Origin of the sequence: Gordonia sp. 135 (assembly GCF_009720185.1) — a bacterium.
GTDB lineage: Bacteria > Actinomycetota > Actinomycetes > Mycobacteriales > Mycobacteriaceae > Gordonia > Gordonia alkanivorans.
The window spans coordinates 2,473,258-2,498,532 of record NZ_CP046257.1; the positions used below are offsets into that span (position 1 = coordinate 2,473,258).

The following is a 25,275-nucleotide window of genomic DNA, read 5'->3' on the forward strand; positions in this document are numbered from 1 at the left end:
TTCGGAGTCCGGTTCCGGCCACTGTTGCATCGCAGGCTCGCTCATGGCGTCCCCTCGGGTCGTGCCACGAGTCTAGGCGCCACGGCGCGGCGGCGGGCGCGACATGGATCAGCCTAGACGGCGGATCGTTTCCGTCGCGGACTCGACGACGGCTTCGCGGAATCCGGTCCCGGCCCAGAGGTTGATGCCGTCGGGATCGGTGGCGGCTGCGCGTCGGATGCCGCCGGTGAGCTTGTTGACCGCCGGGTACTCGGCGACCGCGGCCTCGGAGAACTCGTCGGTGAAGCGGTTTCGCAGCGCTCGCGCGGAACGTCCGCTGAACGCTCGGGTCACCACAGTCTCGGTACGCGCCGGATCGGCCAGGGCGTCGGCGTGTGCCGGCTTGGTGCCGGCCTCCCGGGTACGCAGTAGCAGCGTGCCCACCTGGACGGCGGCCGCCCCGGATGACCGCAGCCGGTCGGCTCGATCGCGGGTCGCGACTCCCCCGGCCGCCACCAGCGGAACTGCGACGCGGGCACGAACCTCCTCGACGAGGTCGTCGAGGGGCTGGGTGGGTGGTTCGGTCCGGCGGTCGAAGACAGATCGATGGCCGCCGGCGTCGGGTCCCTGCGCGCAGAGCCAGTCGGCTCCGGCGTCGGCGGCGAGAACCGCGTCGTCTGCGGTGGTGACCGTGACCCCGACGCTGCATCCGTGTCGTCGTAGTTCGGCGACCGCGTCCGCCGGTGGGCAGCCGAAGGCGAAGGAGACGAACGGGATTCGCTCGTCGCACATCAGCGCGATCTTGGCGTCGAAGTGGTCGTCGTCATCCCCGAGCTCCTCGATGGTGGGCAACTCCACGTCGAGCGAGGCGGCGTAGTCGAGCAGACGGTCGCGGTAACGGGCCACGGCGTCCCGGTCCACCGGCTCGGTTTCGGGGACGAAGATGTTGACCCCGAAGGTGTCGACGCCGCCGGCGCGTACGGCGGCGATGTCCGCCGCGACGCGCTCGGGCGAAAGATAACCGGCGGCCAATTGGCCGAGCCCGCCGGCGGTGCTGACGGCGACCACGAGCTCGGGCGTGGTCGGCCCGCCGGCCATCGGCGCCCCGACGACCGGCACCGCGAGGTCACGAAGGTCAGCCACGGGCCGATGCTCCTGTCGTCATGCCTGTTCGCGCGTTCCGCGGGCAGCGGTGACCCGGGACAGACGGGACTCGGCCACCGAATCCATGTCCTCGAGTTCCAGCCCCTTGGTCTCCTCGACCTTCTTGAAGACGTAGATGAAGGACGCGGCGGCGCAGAAGGCGAAGAACCCGTAGATGATTCCGAGTCCGACGGCCTCGGTCATCGGCGGGAACAGCATCGAGATGGTGAAGTTGGCGAGCCAGTTCACCGCGGTACAGACGCCGAGCGCGACACCACGGATGCGGTTCGGGAACATCTCCCCCAGCATCACCAACATCACCGGACCCCAGGTCGCGGCGAACGCGACGACGAACAGGTTCGCGCCGACCAGTGCGATCACACCCCACGGGTCCGGCAGCGAGATGTTCTCACCCTCACCGATCTGCTGGGTGAACGCGACGCACGCCATCAGCAGGCCGATGAACATGCCCACGGACCCGGCCAGCAGCAGCTTCCGACGACCGATTCGGTCGACGAACAGGATCGCCACGAAGGTCATGGCGACGTTGATGACCGCCGTGATCACCGACGTCTTGAACGAGTCGCTCTCGGAGAATCCCACCGACTGCCACAGCGTCGTCGAGTAGTAGAAGATCGCGTTGATGCCGACGAACTGCTGGAAGACCGCGAGCCAGATGCCGACCCACACCAGCGGATGAAGCCCGAACGACGGCCCGGTGATGTCCTTGATCGACGTCTTGGACTCGCGCTTGACGGTGAGCTTGATCTCCTTGACCCGGTCGAGCGGGTTGTTCTCTCCGGTCACCGTCTGGAGGATGCGTGCGGCTTCCTCATCGCGGTTGCGGCCCACCAGGTATCGCGGCGATTCGGGGATCAGCAACGCGAGCACGCCGTAGACGACGGCGGGCACCACGCCAACGAGGAACATCCATCGCCAGGCTTCCAGACCCCACCAGAGGTCGTTCGATGCGCTGCCGGCGGTGTCGGCCAGGATGGCGTCCGACAGCAGAGCGGCGAAGATGCCCATGGTGATGGCGAGCTGCTGCATCGAGGCGAGCGCGCCGCGATAGCGGGCGGGTGCGATCTCGGAGATGTATGCCGGAGCGATCACCGACGCGATGCCGATGCCGATTCCGCCGAGGACGCGCCAGAGCAGCAGGTCCGGGATCGTCTGCGTGTAGGCGGTCCCGATCGCCGAGATGATGAACAGTGCGGAGCCGAGCAACATCACCCGCTTGCGGCCCCAGACGTCGGCCAGTCGTCCGGCGAACCATGCGCCGAGTGCACAGCCCAGCAGGGCGATCGCGACGGCAAAACCCGTCATCAGTTTGCCCAGACCGAAATTCGATTCGATCGAGTCGACGGCGCCGTTGACCACGGAACTGTCGAAACCGAAGAGGAAACCACCGACGGCCGCGGCGACGGTGACGCCGATGACCTTCGCGGTGTGTTGTTCGGCGATCTCGCGTTGTTGCGCGTCGGCCATCACATGACCCCGATCGCCGGTGTGGTGCAGCACGAATCCTGGGGCATGTCCGTGACCTCGCTGTCCGGTTGCATGGTCGTCGTCTCCGACGTTTTCGCGCCCAATCTACTCGCGGGGTGAGGTCAGGCGGCGCGCATCCGAACACGCGTCGGTATCGATCTGGTCTGAATCGACTGGTCAGGCGTCGGGCTGCGTTGCGGTCGTGGTCGAGATCGCCAAATTCCCGGCCACGATCTCGGCGAGCGGTTTCGGCCGTCCATAGTGATACCCCTGCGCGAAATCGCACCCGACGGCCGCGATCGTGGCTGCCTGGGTAGGGGTCTCGACACCCTCGGCGATCACGCGGACACCCACCGCGTGTGCGACGTCGACGATGCCCGCGAGGATCGTACGGGCGTTCGGGTTCTCCCCGAGGGCGTCGACAAAGGCCTTGGCCGTCTTCAGGATGCCCACCGGCAGTCGGTAGAGCTCGCTGAGCGAGGAAGCGCCGGTGCCGAAGTCGTCGAGCGAGATGCTGACGCCGAGGGTCCGGATGTCGCGAAGCAGGTTCAACAGGTCGCTCTCCAGCGGCGCGAGTGCGCTCTCGGTGATCTCGAGGCAGAGGGAGCGAGGATTCATGCCGGTCTGCTCACACGTCTCACGGAGACGGCGTAGAAACTTCCCGTTGGTGAGTTCGCGTCGGGATACGTTGACGCACAACATGACCTGCTGCAACTGAGGTGTTCCGGCCACCTCGGCGCAGGCCGTGGCCAGGACGTGGGCGCCGACCTTGTCGATGAGCGTGGATTGCTCTGCCAGAGGGATGAACTCGGTCGGAGGGATCGAACCGAGTTCGGGGTGGTTCCACCGCAGGAGGGCTTCGAGTGCGACGAGTGTTCCGCTATCGGTGGACACGATCGGCTGATAGTGGATCTCCAGCTGGGAAGGGTCGACGGTCAGTGCGCGACGGAGCTCCTCCTCGATGCGTTGGCGGCGCTGCAGCTCCTCTCGGTGATGTGTCCGAAATTGGACATAGGGTTCTCGAGATACCTTGCGCGCCTGATACAGAGCAATATCGGCGTCGCGAAGGAGGTCTGTCGGGGTGTAGCGGTCGCCGGCCGCCACGGTGGCGACGCCGATGCTCACCCGCACCGTCAGGGGTTCGCTGCGGTCGGTCACACTCAACGGCGGCCGGATCGCAGCGCGTATCGACTCGATCCGGCGCTCGATCTCCGCGGGCGTGTTCGCTCCGGTGTGGGTGGTGACCAGGACGAACTCGTCACCCCCGATCCGGCCCACCGCGCCCTCCCGGGGCGTCGCACCCGCGAGCCGTTGGGCGACGGTGTGCAACACCTCGTCGCCGACGGCGTGACCGAGCGAGTCGTTGACCAGTTTGAAGTTGTCGAGATCGATGTAATAGATCGCCACGCAACCCGTTTCGTGTTCGGCGAGTGCATTCAGGTGTGACTCGATCTCGTTGAGGATCCCGGCCCGGTTGTACAGCCGGGTCAGCGGATCGTGGACCGCGTCCCACGCGAGCCGGGTGCGTTCGCGGTAGCGCACGGTGATGTCGGCGAAGGACACCAGCACGACCGCTTCCGCGGTGTCGTCGTCGATCGGCCGGCAGCTGCACGACAACCACCGTTCGCCGCCCGGTGTGCTGATCGTCGCCGTGGCGTCGGTGATCGCGGTCCGCGTCCTCAGGCAGCGGACAATCGGTGACTCTCCGCCGACGAAGTCGAGCGGCAGATCGTGAACGAACGAACCGGGAACGCCGTGCGGGCCGAGCATGGTCGCGGCGGCGGGATTCGCGAGTTCGATCCCGCCGTCCGCCCGCACCACGATGACCGCCTGGTGGAGGGCGGCGAGGATGGTGCCCAGGCGTTCGATCAGCGGTCTACGGGTGGGTTCGGCGACGATCAGGAAGCCGTCGTCCATCGACGTCACCGAGATGTGGGCGAGGAATGTCCGGTCGTTGTCGGCGCGGCGGTGAAGCTGGTCGACGGTGCCGCCCAGGGCCACGGCGGCCTCGACGTCGAGATCGCCGCCGGTGACCGAACCCAGCTCGCGCCCCACGGCGTCGCCGGCGGTGATGCCGTACATCTGCTCGGCCGCCGGATTCCACGACCGCACCGTCATGTTCCGGTCGACGGCGATCACGGCGTTGCTGACATGGTCGAGCAGTGCCGCCTGCCGTCGAAGCGCCGCCTCGATGGCCTTCTGCGCGGTGACGTCCCGCAAGATCACCTGGTATGCGGGTTCGTCGTGCCAGACGGTGCGTACGGAGGTGACCTCCATCGGTCGCGACACCCCGTGGGCGTCGACCATCACGACCTCTTCCGGGTACGTCGCCGCACCGGCTTCGTCGCCCATGCTGACGATCCGCTCGATCATGTGTGGGAGTTCATCGGGGTGGACGAAGTCGGTGATCGGGCGGCCGAGCATCTCGTCCCGGTCGGTGACCCTGGCGAAGTCGAGCGCGGCGGAGTTCACGTAGACGATGACGCCGTCCTGGTGCACGGCGATCGCGTCCGGGCTCAGTTCGAGGAGGAGGCGATAGCGTTCGGCCACCGCAGCGTCGCTGGATCGGGTCATGGGCTCGGCATGAGGTGCGACGAGATCGCTGTGGCCACCGTCCGTAGGCGTCGATTCCGGCACTGCGTCAGTCCCTCCCCCGCCCTGTTCCGACCCCCGGTGTACATGATCCCCCAAAAAGGGGGCGCGGGGTGGGCTAAAACGCCGCCGAGTCGTGCGAAAGTCGAATTGGCGACCCCGCCCGTCGCGAAATGAGTCGAATGCCGCTTTCCGGGGGATTCTTGAGGTGGCATTCGGTCGGATCACCTGGCAGAACTGCCGACAATTCCAAATCCATGAAGAGGATTCACCAATGACGAATCAGCGATCGACTATTTCGGGTGTGGGGGCCGTGACCGGATACGGCTGGGGGCGAGAGGCGCTGTGGAGTGGCCTCATCTCCGGCAAGTCGGCGGCCGCATTGCACGAGGGTTTCGGATTCGGTTCCGGAGACGACGGCGGTCCGGGGTGGATCGTGCGCGTGCCGGAGGGCGGCGACCAGGCCGACGGGAGCACCCGCTTCGCGCGTGCGATGCGAAGTGCGGCGCGGGAGGCCATCGAGGATGCGACCGAACGCGGTTGGCGCCCGGGTTCGCGTGTCGGTTTGGTTCATGCGTGTGTGCTCGGTGATCTCGAGATGTATCCGATGGTGACTTCCGGCGTCGGGCAGTACACCGGTCGGCAGTATCTGTCGGTGACACCGTCCACGCCGGTGTCGTTGCTGATGCAGGAGTACGGCTTTCACGGTCCGGCGTTGAACGTGTCGGCGATGTGCACCTCGGGTTCGGCGGCGATCGTTACCGCGAAGTCGTGGCTCGACGCCGATCTCGTCGACGACGTCCTCGTCGTCGCAACGGATCTGTCGGCCAAGCCGGAGGTGGTCGGGATGTTCGTTCAACTCGGCGTCGCCATCACCGACACCGACGCACTCGACGCCTGCCGTCCGTTCCAGGAAGGCAGCCGGGGCTTCACCTTCGGCGAAGCGGCCATCGCGTTCACGATGACCAACGCCGAGACCGACGGTTACGCAGATGTGTTGGGCGGGGCCATGTCCCACGACGCCTATCACGTCACGTCGATCGATCCCCAGCTCACCAATGTGGTGGGCTGCGTGGAACAGGCCCTCTCGACCGCCGGTGTCGCCGGTGACGAGATCCGGTACCTCAACGCACACGGTCCCGGTACCCGGCAATGTGACCGCGCCGAGGCGACAATCGCCGAGACGATGCTGCCCAACAGCGAGGTGTTCTCCGTCAAACCCCTTGCCGGGCACTGCCAGGGCGCGGCGGGTGCGGTCGAGCTGGCCGCGTCGCTTCTCGGATACGACCGGGGTCGGATCCCGGCGACTCCGAGGGTTTCCGACGGGATCCCGCAACTGCTGGACGGCCTCACGCCGCTTGCAGCGGGACCCACACTGAAGACCTCGCTGGGCATGGGCGGCCACAACTCCGCGGTGGTGATCGCGCCCCAGAGCTGATCGAGCGCGACGATGTTCCGCGGATCTACCGAGTTTCCTGCGGAAAACCGCAGCGAAGCCGCACAATTCAGGCATGACCAACTCGCCGGACAAACCGGCGGCCGATCAGCCGACGGTGAGCACAGTGCAGGCGACGGGGGCGCGGCGCGTCCTCACCGCATTCCTGAACTCCCCCTTCGCGGGGATGTCGCCATGGATCCTGATGGCGCTGCTCACCGGTCCGGGTCGCTTCGAGGAAGCCGCGGCGTCGGCATTCGTGTTGTCACTGCTGCTCGTCGTGGGCGGACATCGACGCGGCTCCAAGATCAAGCTTCTCGAGGTCTTCGACGTCGCCTACTTCGGGACGATGGCCGCCCTGGCTCTCTTCGCCTCGGAGAGCGTCATCGACTGGCTGGAGAAGTGGGGCGGCGAGATGACCAACATCGCGCTGGTCGCCTTCGCCTTGGGCTCGATCCTGATCCGCCAACCGTTCACCCTGCAGTACGCGCGCGAGTCCACCGACGAGGAGGTCTGGGACAGCCCGCTGTTCCTCCGGATCAACTACGTCATCACGTGGGCGTGGGTCGTCGGCTTCGGCGTCGCCGCGGTGTCCGGTGCTGTCGGTGACCTCGTCCTCGATGATCCGAACGACTTCTGGACGGGCTGGATCATCCAGATCGGCGGTACCGTGTTCGCCATCGCGTTCACCGAGTTCTATCCCGACTTCGCCACGTATCGCGCCGCGCTCCGTGAGGGTTGGGACGCCGATGAGAAACCGCAGAGCATGCTCCACCTCTTCGACTGGGTACCGATCTTCGTCTTGGCGATCGGGATCGCGGGATTGCTCACCGACGAGTTCAGCACGGTGACCGGGATCGTCGTCATCGTGGTCGGTGCGGTGGGCATAGGAATCTTCCGGCAGCTGACCTCGTCCCTCGACGCCCGCCTCGCCCAGACGGCGCCGGGAGCATCTGAGACGGCATGAACCCGGCATTCGCGCTCGATCGCCGAGGCCGTCGGTAGTGTCGAGAGCATGAATCTCGATGGGGTAGGAATCTGGAGTTCACCACTACGGTACGGAGACGCAGGGGAGGCCGCGGAAGCCGCGGCCGAGCTCGACGAGTTGGGCTTCACCGCCCTCTGGATCCCCGACGTCGGTGGCCCGGTTCTCGATTCGGTGCGCAACCTGCTCGGTGCCACCAAGAAGACCGTGGTCGCGACGGGCATCCTCAACATGTGGATGCACGAGCCGCACGACGTCGCGGCTGCGCACGCGAGTTTCGCCGACGAGTTCGGTTCACGCTTCCTGCTCGGGCTGGGCATTAGCCACGCGCCGCTGATCGACGCGCAGGAGGCCGGTCGCTACCGGAAGCCGCTCGCGACCACCCGCGCCTTCCTCGACGGACTCGATTCGGCGCCGCAGCCGGTCCCGGCCGACAGCCGGGTTCTCGCGGCCCTCGGGCCGAAGATGCTCGGTTTGGCCGCTGACCGGACTCTCGGTGCGCATCCCTACCTGGTGACGCCGGACCACACCGCGACCGCCCGTGAGACCCTCGGCACCGAGCCGCTCCTCGCGCCCGAGCAGACCGCCATCTTCGCCGAGGACCGTGACGAGGCACGGTCGATCGGCACCAAGTGGCTCACGGGTTACCTCGCCATGCCGAACTACGCCAACAACCTTCGTCGCCTCGGCTTCACCGACGAGGACCTCACCACGGTCAGCGACCGGCTGTTCGACGCGCTGATCGTCTGGGGTGACGAGTCGGCGATCCTGTCCCGCATCGACGAGCACCGATCTGCCGGCGCCGATCACGTGTGTGTCCAGGTCCTGCAGAAGGATCACCGCGGTTTCCCGCGCGAGCAGTGGCGTCGCCTCGCGGCGGCCCTCGGACAGAACTGATCACGTTGCGCGATCGTGCGTGACTAGTCGGCCACCCGAATCTTCCGTATGACGTTGAACCCGGATTCCGGGTTCAACGTCATACGGATCTGAGCGACCTCACGGGATGTCGCGTCGTCGGAACCCGACGAAACCGATTGCAAGAAATCCGAGGGCGACGAGGCCGATCCACACCAGCCCCCACCAGTCGGGGTCGCTGACGACGACGTCGGGTACATGGTGGAACGGACTGAAACCGAGCGCCCAGTCGGGCAGTTTGAAACTGGGGCCAAGCACCGTCATCACGAACGAGACGAGCACGCCCAACCAGATCGCCGGACGGGCCGCCGGGCGGGCACCGAGTATGGCGACCGCGAAAGCGATGACCGTCCACGCTGCCGGGATGGTCGCGACCGCCTGCAGGAGGGCGTCACCGAAGGTGATCCCGATATCCGCGGTCGACGCGAAGACACCCACCACGACACCAGCGATCATCAGGAACGCCGCCGTCGCCAGCAGTGCGACACCGACATTCGTGGCGAGGTACCGGAGCCGGTGGACAGCCGTCGCCAGCACGGGCTCGGCTCGGTCATCCAATTCCTCGGTACGCACGCGGTTGACGATCTGCACGCCGGCGACCGAGACGATGATGCCGACGATGCTCAGGATGGTGGTGACGAACGCGGAGATCAGGTCGGCCGGGGATGCGGCACCGGAGGCGAAGATCGACGCCATCGCCGGGTTGCTCGTCAACAGGTCCTTCACCGACCGGGTGAAGTACCCGAAGACGACACCGAGACCGAGGAATGCCACCGCCCACGACACGATCGGTGCGCGGTTGAGACGAATCGCCAGGCTCAGAGGTGTACCGGCGCTCCCCCGCGGCGGCCCTGGACGGGACGGGATCAGACCCTGACCGAAATCGCGAGACGACTGCAATGCGAAACCGACGACCGCGACGACGACCGCGAACGCGACGCCGATGAGCAACGGCCACCAGCGGTTGCCCGATGCCGGCCGGGTCTCCTCGATCCAGCCGAGCGGATTGATCCACGACGTCCACACCGGTGCGCTGATCGAGAAGAGGAAACCTCGCAGGACGAACAGGATCCCGAGCAACGACACCGAGATCGTCGTCGCCGCACGGGCGTCGGCCCCTATCTGCGAACTGACCGCGGCGACGGCAGCGAACATCCATCCGGAGACCGTGAACCCGGCGGCGAGCAACGCCGAGGATGCCCAGTCTCCTCCGCACAATCCGGTCAGCACGCACGAGACGATGCCGATCGCGGCCGAACAGATCACCGCCATGACCACGGCCGTCAGGAGTCGCGACGACCGGCCCGAGACGCCGGAGGCCAGCAGTTCCGCCTGCCCCGAATCCTCCTGGCCGCGGCTGGCTTTGACGACGATGAAGATCGCGCCCAGTGCGGCGATGAACCCGCCGAGCGCGAGACTGCGCCACGCGTTGAACCCGTCGGTGGTCGACAGGTCGTAGGCGGGCCCGAAGATCAGTCCCAGAGCCGGATTCGCCCCGATCGTGGCCGCGAACGCCTTACGTTCCAGCGCGTCGGAGAACAACCAGGGATAGATGAGCACCGACGACACCGACAACGCGGTGGGTAGCAGAATCCACGGCGCGAAAGACCGGCCCTCGTGACGGAGTGAGGCATGGAGCAGTGGTCGGGTTCCGACCGTCGAGGAAGACGCCATCGCGCTGGTCACTCCCCTGCCGCCGGGTTGTCGGAGACGCGGACCCCGTCACTGTCGCTGTCGTAGAGCCGCAGGAACAGACTCTCGAGAGAAGGTGGTTCGACGGTGAGTGACCGCAGCCCGCTCGCCGTCAACACCTCCATCGCCGCGCCGATCCGATCGGAATCGACTGTCGCGCTGAGACGGTGACCGTCGACGTCCACATCGTGGAAGTCGGTGAGCCGATCGGCGGCCGGGACGGTGTCGAGTTCGGCGCGCACCGCGGTCCGGGTGTGACCGCGCAGCTCGGTCAGCGTGCCGGTCTCGACGATGACGCCGTCGCGGATGATGCTCACACGGTCGGCGAGGGATTCGACCTCGGCGAGGATGTGACTCGACAGCAGGACGGTCGTGCCACGCGCCTTGGCTTCCCCGACGACCTCCTGGAAGACGTTCTCCATCAACGGGTCCAGGCCCGATGTCGGCTCGTCGAGGATGAGCAGTTCGACGTCCGACGCGAGGGCGGCGACGATCGCCACCTTCTGGCGGTTGCCTTTCGAGTACTGGCGGCCACGCTTGGCGGTGTCGAGCTCGAAACGTTCGACGAGGTCGGCGCGTCGGTCCTCATCGAGCCCACCACGCATCGAACCGAGGAGATCGATCATCTCGCCGCCGGTCATCGACGGCCACAGCGAGACGTCGCCGGGCACATACGCCAGTCGGCGATGCAGTTCGACGACGTCGCGCCACGGATCCCCGCCGAGCAGTCGCACCTCACCCGCGTTGGCACGCAGCAAGCCCAGGAGGACGCGGATCGTCGTCGACTTGCCGGCACCGTTGGGGCCGAGGAACCCGTGGACCTCACCGCGGCGGACCTCGAGATCGAGTCCGCGAAGGGCCTCGAAACTGCCGAAGGACTTGTGCAGCTTACGGACGTCGACGGCGAGATCAGCAGGTGGCCGCCCGGTGGCGTCGGATACTCCGGTGGGCATGGCGAACCTCCAGATTCGGCGATCGCCATAAGCGTTGCACAGCAGCCGGTGAGGTAGGCCCGAAACGTGAGCGACTGCCGCTAAACCGCACGTTCGGCGGTATCGCACCGTCTACTTCTTGCTCAATGACGACTCCTTGTGGGCTGCCTTGGCGCCCGTCTTCGACGACTTCACGATCCAATAGGGTTCGTCCTCACTGGCTTTGAATTTCTGCCCCTCGAACGTGAACTCCTTGGTTCGCTTCTCCTCCGCGGTCCCCTCGGTCTGACCCTGCGAGGTGTTCCAGCGGACGGTGTCGTTCTTGTTGATCGCCATGCCCCGGAATGCCCACGGTCGATGTTCCGCCAAACCTCGCCACACAGCCGTCCCGTTCAGCTGCGCGTAGACTCCGCGACCATGGCGATCGTCAACCGAGGCTTCGTGGGCCGCCGCGACCGCGATGCCCGCCGCCTTCCACCGGGCCAGTACACGACCCTCGATTTCCCGGTGTTGTCGGCCGAGCCCACTCCATCGGTGCCCCTGGACAAATGGTCGCTCGCCGTGCAGTCCGCCGAACACCGTGCGACGACGTTCACCTGGGAGCAGTTCCAGGCGCTGTCCCACGAGGAGATCACGACCGACATCCATTGCGTCACACGGTGGTCGAAGTTCGCGACGCGCTGGCGCGGGGTTTCCTTCGACACTCTGGTCGGTGCGCTGCCCTTCGAACCGGCACCGTACGTCATGGCGCATTGCCACGGCGGGTACACCACCAACGTCCCGCTCGCCGACCTGACCGGCGGACGGGGCTGGATCGCCGACACCTACGACGGCGAGCCCCTGGCACCCGAACACGGCGGGCCCGCCCGGCTTCTGGTCCCCCACCTGTATTTCTGGAAGAGCGCGAAATGGGTTCGGCGCCTTCGGTTCATGCCCGACGACACGCCGGGTTTCTGGGAGGAACGCGGGTATCACATGTACGGCGACCCCTGGCGTGAGCAGCGGTACTCGTGACCGATTGGCTGCTCACCACGGTCACCTCCGTCGTCGACATCACCCCGTCCGCACGCACCCTGCGGCTGGCTCTCCCCGAACCCGTCCACGTGCTACCCGGCCAGCATGTCGACATCCGACTCACCGCAGAGGACGGCTACTCCACCGCCCGCACCTACTCGGTGTCGGACGCCCGGGAGACCCGATCGATCGAGGTCACCGTCGAACGCCTCGACGACGGCGAGGTATCGCCGTACCTGGTCGACGTCGTCGAGGTCGGCGACCCGCTGGAGATCAGCGGCCCACACGGCTGGTACTTCACCTGGGCCTCCGGCGACGACCGCCCGGTGCAGCTGATCGGCGGCGGATCCGGGGTCGCGCCACTCATGTCGATGATCCGGAGCCGCGAGGTCGACGCACCGCTCACGCCCTTCTCCCTGGTCTACTCGGTGCGCAGCCCCGAACGCGTCTACTACCGCGACGAGATCCGGCAGCTCCTGGAGCACCGCCGCATGGATCTCCATCTGGTCCATACACGCGTCGCACCCGCAGGTTCGCAGAGACCAGCAGGGCGCCTCGACTCGGAAGAGCTGGCCGCGCTCACCATGAACCCGTCGAAGTCGCCGACCGTCTACATCTGCGGACCGAACAGGTTCGTCGAGGGCTGTGCGACGTGGATGGTCGACGCCGGCCACGACCCAGCCCGGATCCGTACCGAACGATTCGGCGACTGACGCTCGTAGCCTGCGGGTTCGGTTCAATGCGTGCTGTTCTGGGCCGACCGGAAGTAGCGTGGCGACATGACTTCCGCGTATGACTTCACCGCGACCGGGATCGACGGCAACCCCGTCGACCTCTCGACGTTCCGGGGCGACCCATTGCTGATCGTGAACACCGCGTCGAAGTGCGGCTTCACGCCGCAATACCAAGGGCTCGAGACGCTGCATCGCGACTACCAGGATCAGGGATTGCGGGTCCTCGGCTTCCCGTGCGACCAGTTCGCACACCAGGAGCCCGGCAACGAAGAAGAGATCAAGAACTTCTGCTCGCTGACCTACGACGTCACGTTCCCGATGTTTGCGAAGGTCGACGTGAACGGACCCGACGCCCACCCTCTCTTCGAGTGGCTGCGCACGCAGAAGTCGGGGGTGTTCGGCGGGCGGATCAAGTGGAACTTCACCAAGTTCCTGGTCAATCGCGACGGTGTCGTCGTCGAACGATTCGCACCGGCCACCAAACCCGAGAAACTGGTCGGGTCCATCGAGCAACAACTGTGATCCGCCGACGGTAGGGACGAGACATCGTGAGCCGGACAGCGTCGTTCGTGCGTGTTGTCATCGCCTACGTGGTGGCACTGGGGGTCGCCGCCGCGTGGCTGTGGTCGGGACCCGACACCGGTCATCTGTGGCTCGACACCCTCGTCGCCGACCTCTGGGCGACTCTTGTGATCTTCGGCTTCAGCCGCTGGTACTCGAACTCGAGCATGTACGACGCCTACTGGAGCGTCATTCCGCCCGTGCTGCTCGTGTACTGGTGGGCTGCAGGCGATGTCGGCGTCGATGCCGTGCACTGCTGGGTCATCGCCGTCGTCGTCGGGATCTGGGCGATCAGGCTGACCGCCAACTGGGCGACCGGGTGGCCGGGTCTGGACCACGAGGACTGGCGCTACGGACTGCTCAAGCAGCGCGCCGGTGGTGCCGCGATCGTCGTCGACCTGTTCGCCATCCACGTCATTCCCACCATCCAGGTGTTCCTGGGCATGGTCCCGGTGTATGTCGCAGTGACCCATTCGGATTCGACGATCGTCTGGCTGACCGCACTGGCCGCGGCCGTGGGGTTCGCCGCCATCGGCCTCGAATCGGCCGCCGACGCCCAGTTGCGTCGTTTCACGGCACAACGCACACCGGGAGCGGTCCTGGACACCGGTGTGTGGTCGTGGTCCCGACACCCGAACTACTTCGGCGAGTTCTCCTTCTGGGTTGCGATGGCCTTGTTCGGCATCGCCGCATCACCCTCTGACTGGTGGTGGTTGCTCCTGGGTGTCGTGGTGATGCTGGCGATGTTCCTCGGCGCCAGCATTCCGATGATGGAGCAGCGCAGCCTGTCTCGACGCCCCGGTTACGCCGATGTCGTCGACCGGGTATCGCTGTTCGTACCCCGCCCGCCGCGCGGTGCCCGACCACCGCAATCGACCGAGCACGTCCCCGGATGACCCGACCCCGCGTCGTCATCGCCGGCCTCGGTGACACAGGAATCCTCACCGCGATCCATCTGTCCGGGCACGCCGACGTCGTCGGGATCTCGTCGAAGCCCGGGCTGGTCAGCGGTCAAGAACTTGGACTCCGCCTCAGCCGACCCGACACCTGGGCCCGCGACTACCGGATCCCATTCGATCGGTTCCGCAAGCTGGACCGCGTCCGCACGGTCCACGGATCACTGACCGCGGCCGATCTCGATGGACGAACGGTCACGGTCACCGACGCCGACGGAACCGAGCACGTCGAACCGTTCGACGCCCTGGTCATCGCAACCGGGGTCCGCAACGGCTTCTGGCGGCGCCCGGTCCTCCAGTCTCCTGCCGACGTCGACCGGGACCTCGCCGCGGCGCATCACCGCCTGGCGGAGGCGGATTCGATCGCGGTGATCGGCGGCGGTGCCGCCGCGGTGAGCGCGGCGGCGAACCTGGCCGCGACGTGGCCGGGCAAGCGGATCGAGCTCTACCACCCCGGCGACCGCGCGTTACCCCGTCACCACCGGCGAACCTGGCAGAACGTGTCGACGCGGCTGCGCGGGCTCGGCGTAGGAGTGCATGGCGGACACCGCGCGCAGGTACCAGATGGCTTCGCCTGCGACGAGATCACCAGCGGACCCGTGCGCTGGACCACCGGGCAGGAGCCGGTGCGGGCGGACGCGGTGCTCTGGGCGATCGGTCGGGTGACACCGAACTCGGAGTGGCTGCCACCGGACCTCCTCGATCCGGGCGGGTTCGTGCGCGTGACACCGGAACTGCGGGTGCCCGGACACGGGTTCGTCTATGCCGTCGGGGACATCGCCGCGACCGACGCACTCCGGAGCTCGGCTCGCAACCGAGCCGACCGGATTCTCGCCCACAACATCCGTGGGGACCTGTCGGGTCGCCCCGACCGTGCGCGGAGCTATGTGCCACCCCGACGGCGGTGGGGGTCGGTTCTCGGCGCGCAGCACGACGGCCTCCAGGTGTTCGCGCCGAACGGCCGGGCATTCCGATTTCCCGCATGGTCGGTGGACGCGGTGCTGCAGCCGTGGGTCGTGCGGCGTGGAATCTACGGCGGGATTCGCGACACCGGTCCGCCGACGTCTGCCGATCCTCGGCGGCGTCGCACCTGAAAGGTCATCTTTCGCGCCTACACTCGGCCTCATGAGTAACGAGCAGTTCTCGGCCCATTCGTCAGATCCGGCCGGTCCGCCGCCCGGGTCGCACACCTCGCCGGTCCCGCCCGCGTCGACACCGGCAGGCTCGACACTGCCGGGTACGACGGCAGGCTCGACACCGCCGGCTACGCCGGGGACGACCGACACGTCACTGAAACCGACGGCTGCCGAACGTGCGAACACGATCGTCAAGAAGGTCGTGATCGGCCTGATCATCGCCGCCCTGCTGGTGATCACGTACTTCATCCTCGAGGCGTTCCTGCCGCGGTGGTGGGCCGGACAGATCGGTCGCCGGGTCGACGGGTCGATGGCCAGCGGTGTCTGGACCGGCCTCGTCCTCGGTGTCGTCTGCACCTTCGTGCCGCTGCTGCTGTTCACGTTCGCGTTCCTGAGTCGCAGCCGCATGCGAAATGTCCCCGCCATCGCGTTCGCCGTGGTCGGCGTCATCGTGGCGATCCCCAACCTGCTGACGCTGACCGTCGTCATCGGCGGCGGCAACGGTGCACACGCGGGTGAACGCATCTTCGACGTCGACGCACCCGGTTTCCGCGCCGCCACCGCGTGGGGCGTGATCATCGGCGTCATCCTCGCGATCGCCGTCGGCTGGTTCATCTGGCGCTACCGGCGGCGTGGCCGGGAGCTCGCGGCGACCCGCCCCAAGAAAGACAAGAAGAAGAAGTGATGGTCGGGCTGACCCGCCGCTGACAAAATCAACCCGCCACCTCTTCGAGGCGGCGGGTTGATTCGTTCGAGGGCGATTGTGGTCAGTCGGCCAGCCCGGCATCCTTGCTGCCATAGGTCTCGCGCAGTTTCGGCTTCACGACCTTGCCACCCGCGTTGCGCGGAAGCTCGTCGATGATGACGAGATCCTTGGGGTGCTTGAACCGTGCCAGGTTCTCGTTGAGGTGGGCCTCCAGGTCGGCCAGGGTCAGATCGGTGACGCCGTCGGCCAGGACCACGACGGCGACCGGCACCTCGCCCCACTTCGCGTGTGCGCGACCGATGATGGCGGCCTCCATGATCGCCGGGTGGCCGTAGAGGACGTTCTCGACCTCGGCGCAGTAGATGTTCTCGCCGCCGGAGATGATCATGTCCTTCGCGCGGTCGACGACGTAGAGAAACCCGTCCTCGTCCTCGCGCACGAGATCGCCGGAATGGAACCAGCCGCCGCGGAACGCTTCCGCGGTGGCTTCGGGCTTGTTCCAGTAGCCCTTCATCAGGTTGGGCCCGCGGTAGACGATCTCCCCCACCTCGCCGGGCTTCACGTCGTTCATCAGCGGGTCGACGATTCGCGCGGTCACCGCGGGCACCACCTTGCCGATCGAACCCTGTTTGCGCAGTGCGTCCTTCCCCTCCAGGATCGTCGTCACCGGGGACATCTCGGTCTGTCCGAACGCGGTCATGTTGAGCGCGTCGGGGAAGGCCTCGCCCATCGCGTTGAGGACGGTGTCCGACGCCGGGGCGGCACCCCAGCTGATGTTGCGCAGGCGGAGCTTTCGCGGTCGCGCCTTCTGGGCTGCGCACACCGCTTGCCACTGGGCGGGCACCATGAACACCGAGGTGGTGCCTTCTCTTTCGAGGGTGTCGAGCATGGCGTCGGGGTCGAAGGCGCCGAGCGGGTGGATGACGGCGCGGATGCCGCGGTAGAAGACCGGGGCGAACGCGGCCAGGCCGGCGATGTGGAACATCGGCGGGACCACCGACGCCACGTCGTCGGCATCGGCCGACGCGGTGGTGGCCATCGTGGTCACCGCCTGCGCATGGAAGTTCTGGTGGGTCAGCATGGCGCCCTTGGGCTTTCCGGTGGTGCCCGAGGTGTACATGATCGCCGCGACGGTGTCTTCGGGGACATCGACCGCCGGCAGGTCCGCGTCGCCCTCGGCGAGGAGGCCTTCGTACTCCAGATGCTGCGGGTTCTCGCTGCCGTCGGCGACGATCAGGGTGTCGATCCCGCCGGTGGACGCACTCACGGCATCGGCCAGCGGCGCGAGGAGCTTCTCGGTCACGATGACTTTGGCGCCGCTGTCGGCGACGAGGTAGGCGACCTCGGCCGGGCTCATCCGGATGTTCACCGGAACCGGGATGGCGCCGATCAGCGTCGCACCCAGGACGGCCTCGACGTATTCGGTCCGGTTGAGCAGCACCATCAGGATGCGATCGCCGAACTGCACACCGAGTCGGCTGAGCGCCGTACCGAACGCCCGTGACCGGTCATCGAGTTGCTTCCACGTCGTGGACTTGTCCAGGTAGGTGATCGCCACGTTGTCCGGCGTCATCAGCGCATGTCGGTGAACCTGGTTGTTCCAGTGGTTGCGGCGTGACCGGTAGGGCTCGGTGGTCAGGTCGGCGGCGGCTTCGGTGGTTGCAGTCATTCACTGGCTCCCGTGTCGATCGGGCGATGGTCGACATTGTTGTCTGCGTCACACCCTACGCAGACTCACCGGGTAGCTCGCGAGATTTCGCCGGGTCAGTCGGACAGACCGGCGTCCTTGCTGCCGAAGCGCTGGCGCAGCACGGGTTTCGTGACCTTGCCCCCGGCGTTGCGCGGCAGTTCGCCGACGATGACGAGGTCTTTGGGGTGCTTGAACCGCGCCAGGTGCTCGTTCAGATGAGGCTCCAGCTGGGCCAGGGTCAGATTGCCGACGCCCTCGGCGAGGACGACGACGGCGACGGGCACCTCGCCCCATTTCTGGTCCGCCCGGCCGATGACCGCGGCTTCGGCGACACTCGGGTGGCCGTAGAGGACGTTCTCGACCTCGGCGCAGTAGATGTTCTCGCCGCCGGAGATCACCATGTCCTTGGCGCGGTCGACCACGAAGAGGAATCCGTCCTCGTCTTGGCGGACCAGGTCGCCGGAGTGGAACCAGCCGCCGCGGAACGCCTCGGCGGTCTCCTCAGGCTTGTTCCAGTACCCCTTCATCAGGGTCGGGCCGCGATAGACGATCTCCCCCACCTCGCCGGGCGCGACGTCGTTCATCAGCGGGTCGACGATGCGCGCGGTCACCGCGGGCACCACCTTGCCGATCGATCCGATCTTCCGCAGGGCGTCCTTGCCCTCCAGGATGCAGGTCACCGGCGACATCTCGGTTTGCCCGAACGACGTCATGTTGAGAACTCCGGGGAACGTCTCGTTGATGGCGTCGAGGACGGTGTCCGACGCCGGGGCCCCGCCCCAGCTGAGGTGACGCAACCGGAGTTCCCGGGGGCGCGCCCGTTGCGCGGCGCAGACCGCCTGCCACTGCGCGGGCACCATGAACACCGAGGTCGATCCCTCCCGCTCGAGGGTGTCGAGCATGGCGTCGGGGTCGAAGGAACCGAGCGGATGGATGACCGCGCGGATGCCGCGGTAGAAGACCATCGCGAAGGTGGCGAGGCCGGCGATGTGGAACATCGGCGGGACGATCGACGCCACGTCACCGGTCCGTGGATTCGTGGTGGAGATCGACGTGACGGCCTGCGACTGGAAGTTCTGATGGGTGAGCATCGCGCCCTTGGGCCGGCCGGTGGTGCCCGAGGTGTACATGATGATCGCGACGGCGTCCTCGGGGACGTCTACCAGCGGAAGGTCCGACGGGTCCTCGGCGACGAGGTCCTCGAACGAGAGATGTTCGGGTGTGTCGCTCTCGCCGACGACGATCACCGTGTTCGTGCCGCCGTCCAGGGCGCGTGCGGCATCGACGACGCCGGTCAGCGCCGTCTCTGTGACGACGACGGCCGCGCCGCTGTCGGTCATGAGGTAGGCGAGCTCGGCGGGACTCATGCGGATGTTGACGGGCACCGCGATCGCCCCGATCAGGGTCGCTCCCAGAATCGCCTCGGCGTATTCGGTGCGGTTGAGCAGCGCCATCATGACCCGGTCGCCGAATCCCACACCGCGTCGACTCAACGCCGCGGCGAAGGCACGGGACCGGTCCTCGATCTGCTTCCACGTGCGGGTCTCGTCGAGGTAGGTGATCGCGGGCTCGGCGGGGGTCATCAGCGCGTGCCGGCAGACCTGGTTGTTCCAGTGATTGCGGCGTGAGCGATAGGGCTCGGAGGTCAGGTCGGTGATGGCCTCGGCGATTGCGGTCATTACGGCCTCCCTACGGTGGCGGACACCCGTTGTCCGACTTGTCGTTCCGAGTCATCACCCTAGGCCGTGAGCCTGCGGAAAGCGCTGTGCGGCCGATGATTTGCACCTATGGCAGGGTTAGTCGACTCCTATGACCCCGGCCTCGTCCGTTGCGCCGGCGTCCGCTGCGGCGTGAATCGCATCAGCACACGTGGTCCACACGGCGGCGTAACCAGTCGCGGACACGCGGGTCACGCGACAGCACTGCGGCACGCTCGAAGTGGTGCCGTGCGGCCGCCGCAGACCCGGTGCGGGAGAGGAGATCCGCTCGTGTGGCGTGAAACGGCTGGAAGTCGTCGAGATCGTGCTCTGCTTCGAGTCGGTCGAGCAGAGCCAGACCTTCGGCTGGTGACCCCGCGCGCCCCACGATCGCGGCGTGAGCCACCTGTGCACCCACGGTCGGGGTGACGATGACGAGGGCGGCCGACAATGTCCGCAGAGCGTCCCAGTCGACGACGCCGGTGCGTGCGCGGTCGTTGTGAACCGACTGCATCGCGGCCTCGAGCTGGAACCGTCCCATCGGAGCGCCGAGGGCGGCGGCACGCCGGAGCATCGCTTCGCCGTCGCGGATCAGGTCTCCGTTCCACAGTTCTGGGTCCTGTTCCTCCAGCGGGACGAACGATCCGGTGCGGGCAGGGACGCGTGCCGACGAGAGGGCGATGAGAGCGGCCAGGCCCCACGCCTCGGGCTCATCATCGAGGAGGTCGGCGAGCGTCACCGCCAGATACAGCGCCTCCCCGGCCATCGAGTCGACGGCGTCGGTACCGGAGCCGGCCGGATCGTCCCAGGCGATTGCGAAGCACCCGTAGATCGCCTCGAGAACGGCGGACAGACGTGCTGGCATGGCCGCGCGGCCGGGAACGACGAACGGGATGCGGGCGTCCCGGATACGTCGCTTCGCGCGTACGAGGCGTTGCGCCATCGTCGCGGGGGCCACCGCGAACGCCGCGGCGACATCGGCTGCCTCGAATCCGAGCACCGCCTGCAACATCAGCGGTGTCCGGATGGCCGGGTCGATCGCCGGGTGTGCGCAGGTGAACAGCAGCTCGAGCCGCTTGTCGCCGATCGCATCGGGGTCGAGGTCGTCGATGGGTGTCACGCTGACCTCCGCGATTTTGTCGGCCCGATCGTCGAAGTCGACCGACTTCCGGTATGCGGCGGATTTCCAGACATCACGCTGGTGGTTGCGGGCAACGGATAGCAGCCACGCGGTCGGTTTCTCCGGCGTGCCGTGCTCGGGCCACGTGCTCAGCGCGCGTTCGAAGGCGGTCGACAACGCGTCCTCGGCGAGTGCGAGGTCGCCGGATGCGGCGGCGAGAAGCGCTACCAGCCGCGAATACGACTCGCGTGCGGCATGATCGGCGGCGGCGTGCGCCCCGTCCCGGGTCATCGGTACGGCATCATCCGTTGGGGGTCCAGGCCCCGTTCACGGTGTAAGTGGCACCGGGACGGATCTCGATGACACCCCAGTCGATCGGAGGCGCCTGACTTGCCCAGTCGATGGCGGCATCCAGGTCATCGACATCGATGACGATCGTTCCGCCGAGTTGCTCCTTGGTGTCTGCGAAGGGCCCGTCCTGGACGACGAGCTCGCCGCCGACCTTCCGGATCGTCGTGGTGGCGGACGAATGCCGTAGCACTTCGGCAGTCACGAGGACTCCGGCGTCCTGCAGCGCACGGGTGTACGCCGAGAATGCGGCCTGCCCGGCCTGGATGGCTTCCTCGCCGAGCGTCGAGGCGTCGTGCTCGGGGTAGTGCAACAAGATTGAGTAGTGCATGGTCGACCTCCTGATCACCAGGACCGGCTCTCGGTCCGTGTGAGGAGATGACGAGCGTGCGACCCGTCGATCGACAGCCTACGACCGTTCGGTCAGATTCCGCGCCGATCCGCCCGGACCGCGGCATCCGGCCACATCGGCGGACACGGAGTCCCCGGTGTGGTCGCGAGTTCGAAATGCCACCACTCGTTGACGAACGTCCGGCACAGCCCCCACCGGTGACCGTTGCGTTCGAGCCAGGCCGCACCGTCCCACGGGCCGACGTCGACCGCCTCGCCGCGAACGTGCGGTGACTCTTCGGCGGGCAGGACCCAGCGTCTGGCGGCCTCGGGACTGCCATAGGTGGCGATCGCGTTCCGCCAGAGCTGCCGTTGCTCGGCATCCGACCGCTTCCCCGAGGTGATCCAGATCGGAACACCCTGCGTCCGAGCCTCGTTCGAGGCGAGCGTGTACGACACGGCGAGGCCGGGAGCCAGGCCTTGTGTCCCTGGGGCAAGGACCGTGGGCGCTGCCGCCGCCGAACCGACTCCGAGCACGGCAGACGCGGCGGCGCCTGCGGCGAGTGCGGCGCCCATCAGTCGAGACGCGAGGTTGCTCATCAGACCAGTAAACCGTACGACTGACCCGGGCTGCGGGTACCGGTCTGCGGCGTTACCGTCGATGTGTCGGAGCCGTCGAAGCCAAGGGGCCGACATGAGGAAACGACTGATCATCTGCTGCGATGGCACCTGGAAATCGGCCAAGGATCCGCGGATCTCCAACGTGGAGAAGATCGCTCGCGCCGTGAAGACCGACGCCGCCGACGGCGCGGTCCAACTCGTCCACTACGTCAACGGTGTCGGTACGGGTTCCTCGTGGTCCGACCGCGTCTTCGGGGGCGCCTTCGGTCGTGGTCTGGACGCGAATCTTCTCGATGCGTACCGCTTTCTCGTCCTCAACTACGAGCCCGATGACGAGATCTTCGTGTTCGGATTCAGTCGGGGCGCTTACACCGCGAGGAGTCTGGCCGGGATGATCGGCAAGGTCGGTCTGATCACGCCACGCCAGCTGGCCGAGGACCCCACGAGCAACCTGTTCGAGAAAGCCCTGCAGCTGTACCGGGACAAGGAAAGACACGCTCCGCTCGGTCGCGAGGTCCCGGTCGCCTTCATCGGAGTGTTCGACACCGTCGGCGCCCTCGGCGTACCCGGCATCACCCGGCACAAACACAAGTTCCACGACGTGAACCTCGGGAAGCGGGTCGAGGTCGCCCGGCAGGCGCTGGCAATCGACGAGTGCCGGCTGACCTTCGATCCGTGTGTCTGGGAAAAGGCCGACAACACGCAGACGGACGTGAAACAGGTCTGGTTCGAGGGTGTCCACTCCGACATCGGCGGTGGGCTGGAAGTTGTCGAACCGTCCGAACTCACCCTTGCCTGGATGGTGTGGGAGGCGAGCCTGCGTGGCCTCGAGTTCTCCTACGACCGCTTCACCGCCATCCGGCAGCCCGTCGATCCGACGCTCCCCCGTTATGCCGCGAACAAGTCGATGAACGCCGCATATCAGATCGTCAACCTGGCCAAACTCGCGATCGGGCCATTCCGACTGCACGGCACCACCATTCGCCACCGACTCCAGCGACGCCGGCTCGAGATCGAGAAGGACCCGGCGACCCCGCTGCTGATTGCCGAACCCGCGCTGACCCGGTGGGAGTCCGATCAAGACGGTCGGCGACGGAAGGCGCCGAACATCGGATGGTGGGTTGCCACGTTCCAGGGCGACCCCGACGCGCTGCGAGCACGGGTCGTCGAGATCCCGCCGCTGACCAAGCCGCTCGTCGGGGTGTGACCGCGCGGATGCCGATCAGGCGTCCTTGATCGCGGCGATCTGGATCAGGTTTCCGCAGGTGTCGTCGAAGACGGCCACCACCGCAGTGCCGATGTCGGTCGGTTCCTGGGTGAAGACGACGCCTTGTTCCCTGAGTCGCCGGTACTCGGCCTCGACGTCGTCGACGGTGAACTGCGCCAACGGGATCCCGTCTTCGACGAGCGCATCCCGGTAGGGCTTCACCGCCGGATGCCCGGCCGGCTCCAGTAGGAGTTCGGCGCTCTCGGGCGCTTCGGGCGACTTCACGGTGAGCCACCACGTGTTCTCCCCCATCGGGATGTCGTGATGTTTGGTGAAGCCCAGTACGTCGGTGTAGAAACTCAGCGCCTTGCGCTGGTCGTCGACGAAGATCGAGGTCAACGTGATTCTCATGTCATGCCTTTCGTGTCACCGGCCACCGTCTGGCGATGTCCGCCAGTGGTGCCGGATCAAAGTAGTGGAACTTGGCGCGTCCGCGCTTCTCTGTGTGAACCAGCCCGGCGGCCTCGAGAACGCCCAGATGCTGCGAGATGGCCTGGCGGGTCAGGCTCAAGCCCCGCTTCGTGGTGAGTCGTCCGCAGATCTCGAACAGCGTCTGACCGTCACGGTCGGCGAGTTCGTCGAGGATCGCACGCCGCGTCGGATCGTCGAGAGCATGGAATACGTCTGCCACACCTGACGATAGGCAAGCGCACGCTTGCATGTCAACGATGCTGCGATCGGTTCTGCCGCCGACCAGCTCGCCGCGGTTGCGTAGAATCGACTTGTATCACTGGGTTTGACAACTGGGTGTATCAGATCGGCCCGGGGATCAGATCCGGTTCGGCCGCCGCCCTCACCTCGGGAGCGTCGGTGGTCAAGCACGAGGAAGGTACTCATGACCAAGCCCGTCAACCTGGCTCCCATGATGGTCCCCGCGACCACGAGCGGTGCGATCCGGTCCCCCAAGACCGCTGAGCTGGTGGCACGCACCCTGCGTCGGATGATCGTCGACGGTCGGCTCAAGGACGGCGATTTCCTCCCGCACGAAGCCGATCTCATGGCGCACTTCCAGGTGAGCCGCCCGACGCTGCGTGAAGCGGTCCGCGTCCTCGAGTCCGAGCGGCTGGTCGAGGTGCGTCGCGGTTCGCGTACTGGTGCCCGGATCCGTGTCCCCGGCCCCGAGATCGTCGCGCGTCCGGCAGGACTGTTGCTGGAGCTGTCCGGGACCACGGTCGCCGAAGTCATGCGGGCCCGCGAGGTCATCGAACCCGCAGCCGCGGAGATGCTCGCGGAGACCGGTGACACCAATGCGTTCGACGAACTCCAGGCGATCATCGACAACGAACTCGACGAGGCCTTCGAGAACGGCACCATGGCCCAGGCATCGGTCTGGTTCCACCGCCGCATTGTCGAGCTGTCCGGCAACTCGGCAATGGAAATGATCGCGGGCATGCTCAGCGAGATCGCCGAGCGCCACATCGCCAACACCATCGACGACGACCCGATGCCGCGCGCGCAGTACACCAAGCTCATCCGCTCCTACCAGAAGCTCGTCGACCTCGTCCGCGCCGGCGACGGCGCCGAGGCCGCAGCCCACTGGCAGCGTCACATGAAGAACTCCAACCAGGCGCTCCTCGCCGGACACGAGACCACCCGTGTCCGGGACGTGATGGACTGAAGCCCGCCATTGTCGACGACCAGGGCGACGAGGTGCCGCGACGGTCGGCCCGGCGAGATCATCTTGCGTCCGCGTCGCTCCCGCTCATCATGTTCGAGGGTTACCGGCGTCGTCCGGGGGCCACCCCCGCCGCAATCCTTGGTCACACACCGTGACATCAAGGTGGCCGCGATCCTCGTCGACGGTCGACGCTGACCGAGAACGTGTCGTGCGCCTGGTCGCTGGACAAGCTCATCAATCAGATGGTCCGACTGTCGGGTCTGTTTCGCAAGCACATGTTCGGGTGCTTCATCGAAGACCAGCACGGCATCGACAC

The 25,275-nt window shown here is 66.7% G+C and carries 24 protein-coding genes; 11 read left to right on the forward strand and 13 right to left on the reverse strand.

The genetic code is table 11. From position 1 onward, the window contains the following. Window positions 1-108: 108 nt before the first annotated feature. From GKZ92_RS11160 to GKZ92_RS11170, 3 genes are all read right to left on the reverse strand, one after another. Window positions 109-1,122 (reverse strand): nitronate monooxygenase, encoded by a 1,014-nt coding sequence (locus GKZ92_RS11160; protein WP_006359118.1) that lies wholly within the window; start codon window positions 1,120-1,122, stop codon window positions 109-111. Between the two features lie 18 nt (window positions 1,123-1,140). Beyond that, window positions 1,141-2,610 carry a sugar porter family MFS transporter gene (locus GKZ92_RS11165; RefSeq protein ID WP_155225261.1) on the reverse strand — a complete coding sequence of 490 codons (1,470 nt, stop codon included), beginning with the start codon at window positions 2,608-2,610 and terminating at the stop codon, window positions 1,141-1,143. A 177-nt stretch (window positions 2,611-2,787) separates the two neighbouring features. After that, window positions 2,788-5,184 carry a sensor domain-containing protein gene (locus GKZ92_RS11170; protein ID WP_230461938.1) on the reverse strand — a complete coding sequence of 799 codons (2,397 nt, stop codon included), beginning with the start codon at window positions 5,182-5,184 and terminating at the stop codon, window positions 2,788-2,790. Window positions 5,185-5,476: 292 nt separating this feature from the next. Between GKZ92_RS11170 and GKZ92_RS11175 the strand changes: the two genes are divergently transcribed. From GKZ92_RS11175 to GKZ92_RS11185, 3 genes are all read left to right on the forward strand, one after another. Further along, complete coding sequence (locus tag GKZ92_RS11175; protein WP_035752446.1) at window positions 5,477-6,640, forward strand: beta-ketoacyl synthase N-terminal-like domain-containing protein; 1,164 nt, start codon at window positions 5,477-5,479, stop codon at window positions 6,638-6,640. 73 nt (window positions 6,641-6,713) lie between these two features. Next, entirely contained in the window at window positions 6,714-7,604 is an 891-nt protein-coding gene (locus tag GKZ92_RS11180) for a hypothetical protein (protein ID WP_155225262.1), read from the forward strand. Window positions 7,605-7,652: 48 nt separating this feature from the next. Further along, window positions 7,653-8,519 carry an LLM class F420-dependent oxidoreductase gene (locus tag GKZ92_RS11185; RefSeq protein ID WP_042376984.1) on the forward strand — a complete coding sequence of 289 codons (867 nt, stop codon included), beginning with the start codon at window positions 7,653-7,655 and terminating at the stop codon, window positions 8,517-8,519. Between the two features lie 99 nt (window positions 8,520-8,618). Here the strand turns inward: GKZ92_RS11185 and GKZ92_RS11190 are convergent, their stop codons facing one another. The 3 genes from GKZ92_RS11190 to GKZ92_RS11200 all read right to left on the reverse strand — a co-directional run bounded on the left by GKZ92_RS11190 (window position 8,619) and on the right by GKZ92_RS11200 (window position 11,497). Beyond that, window positions 8,619-10,211: an ABC transporter permease gene (locus GKZ92_RS11190; RefSeq protein ID WP_155225263.1), complete on the reverse strand. Its 1,593-nt coding sequence runs from the start codon at window positions 10,209-10,211 to the stop codon at window positions 8,619-8,621. An 8-nt stretch (window positions 10,212-10,219) separates the two neighbouring features. Beyond that, the gene (locus tag GKZ92_RS11195) at window positions 10,220-11,182 is read right to left on the reverse strand and encodes an ABC transporter ATP-binding protein (protein ID WP_006359110.1); all 963 of its coding nucleotides are present in this window, start codon (window positions 11,180-11,182) and stop codon (window positions 10,220-10,222) included. Between the two features lie 111 nt (window positions 11,183-11,293). Further along, a complete protein-coding gene (locus GKZ92_RS11200) occupies window positions 11,294-11,497 on the reverse strand; it encodes a DUF2945 domain-containing protein (protein WP_006359109.1) in 204 nt (67 codons plus the stop codon). Between the two features lie 81 nt (window positions 11,498-11,578). On the opposite strand from GKZ92_RS11200, the gene GKZ92_RS11205 reads away from it, so the two are divergent. From GKZ92_RS11205 to GKZ92_RS11230, 6 genes are all read left to right on the forward strand, one after another. Further along, complete coding sequence (locus tag GKZ92_RS11205; protein WP_155225264.1) at window positions 11,579-12,175, forward strand: sulfite oxidase-like oxidoreductase; 597 nt, start codon at window positions 11,579-11,581, stop codon at window positions 12,173-12,175. Next, the gene (locus GKZ92_RS11210; RefSeq protein ID WP_075863088.1) at window positions 12,172-12,888 is read left to right on the forward strand and encodes a ferredoxin reductase; all 717 of its coding nucleotides are present in this window, start codon (window positions 12,172-12,174) and stop codon (window positions 12,886-12,888) included. The genes GKZ92_RS11205 and GKZ92_RS11210 overlap by 4 nt, the downstream gene beginning before the upstream one ends. A gap of 66 nt (window positions 12,889-12,954) precedes the next feature. Next, the gene (locus GKZ92_RS11215) at window positions 12,955-13,431 is read left to right on the forward strand and encodes a glutathione peroxidase (protein WP_075863089.1); all 477 of its coding nucleotides are present in this window, start codon (window positions 12,955-12,957) and stop codon (window positions 13,429-13,431) included. Window positions 13,432-13,457: 26 nt separating this feature from the next. Continuing rightward, the gene (locus GKZ92_RS11220) at window positions 13,458-14,366 is read left to right on the forward strand and encodes a DUF1295 domain-containing protein (protein WP_006359105.1); all 909 of its coding nucleotides are present in this window, start codon (window positions 13,458-13,460) and stop codon (window positions 14,364-14,366) included. After that, window positions 14,363-15,520, forward strand: a complete 1,158-nt coding sequence (locus GKZ92_RS11225) for an FAD-dependent oxidoreductase (RefSeq protein WP_155225265.1) — start codon at window positions 14,363-14,365, stop codon at window positions 15,518-15,520. Before GKZ92_RS11220 ends, GKZ92_RS11225 begins: the two co-directional genes overlap by 4 nt. 31 nt (window positions 15,521-15,551) lie before the next feature. After that, window positions 15,552-16,247 (forward strand): hypothetical protein, encoded by a 696-nt coding sequence (locus tag GKZ92_RS11230; RefSeq protein WP_006359103.1) that lies wholly within the window; start codon window positions 15,552-15,554, stop codon window positions 16,245-16,247. Between the two features lie 82 nt (window positions 16,248-16,329). Here the strand turns inward: GKZ92_RS11230 and fadD5 (GKZ92_RS11235) are convergent, their stop codons facing one another. The 5 genes from fadD5 (GKZ92_RS11235) to GKZ92_RS11255 form a co-directional block, all read right to left on the reverse strand. Beyond that, complete coding sequence (gene fadD5 / locus GKZ92_RS11235; RefSeq protein ID WP_155225266.1) at window positions 16,330-17,937, reverse strand: fatty-acid--CoA ligase FadD5; 1,608 nt, start codon at window positions 17,935-17,937, stop codon at window positions 16,330-16,332. 95 nt (window positions 17,938-18,032) lie between these two features. Next, entirely contained in the window at window positions 18,033-19,637 is a 1,605-nt protein-coding gene (gene fadD5 / locus GKZ92_RS11240) for a fatty-acid--CoA ligase FadD5 (RefSeq protein WP_155225267.1), read from the reverse strand. 181 nt (window positions 19,638-19,818) lie between these two features. Further along, on the reverse strand, window positions 19,819-21,066 hold the full coding sequence (locus GKZ92_RS11245; protein ID WP_155225268.1) for an RNA polymerase sigma factor: 1,248 nt from the start codon (window positions 21,064-21,066) through the stop codon (window positions 19,819-19,821). 10 nt (window positions 21,067-21,076) lie between these two features. Then, window positions 21,077-21,454 (reverse strand): YciI family protein, encoded by a 378-nt coding sequence (locus tag GKZ92_RS11250; RefSeq protein ID WP_006359099.1) that lies wholly within the window; start codon window positions 21,452-21,454, stop codon window positions 21,077-21,079. A gap of 92 nt (window positions 21,455-21,546) precedes the next feature. Continuing rightward, window positions 21,547-22,053, reverse strand: a complete 507-nt coding sequence (locus GKZ92_RS11255; RefSeq protein WP_006359098.1) for a M15 family metallopeptidase — start codon at window positions 22,051-22,053, stop codon at window positions 21,547-21,549. Window positions 22,054-22,147: 94 nt separating this feature from the next. Between GKZ92_RS11255 and GKZ92_RS11260 the strand changes: the two genes are divergently transcribed. Beyond that, window positions 22,148-23,281: a DUF2235 domain-containing protein gene (locus GKZ92_RS11260; RefSeq protein WP_006359097.1), complete on the forward strand. Its 1,134-nt coding sequence runs from the start codon at window positions 22,148-22,150 to the stop codon at window positions 23,279-23,281. Window positions 23,282-23,296: 15 nt separating this feature from the next. Here GKZ92_RS11260 and GKZ92_RS11265 read toward each other — a convergent pair whose 3' ends face one another. After that, on the reverse strand, window positions 23,297-23,692 hold the full coding sequence (locus tag GKZ92_RS11265) for a VOC family protein (RefSeq protein WP_006359096.1): 396 nt from the start codon (window positions 23,690-23,692) through the stop codon (window positions 23,297-23,299). A 1-nt stretch (window position 23,693) separates the two neighbouring features. Next, window positions 23,694-24,002: an ArsR/SmtB family transcription factor gene (locus tag GKZ92_RS11270; RefSeq protein ID WP_042377000.1), complete on the reverse strand. Its 309-nt coding sequence runs from the start codon at window positions 24,000-24,002 to the stop codon at window positions 23,694-23,696. A 174-nt stretch (window positions 24,003-24,176) separates the two neighbouring features. Between GKZ92_RS11270 and GKZ92_RS11275 the strand changes: the two genes are divergently transcribed. After that, a complete protein-coding gene (locus tag GKZ92_RS11275) occupies window positions 24,177-24,959 on the forward strand; it encodes a FadR/GntR family transcriptional regulator (RefSeq protein ID WP_006359094.1) in 783 nt (260 codons plus the stop codon). Window positions 24,960-25,275 lie beyond the last annotated feature (316 nt).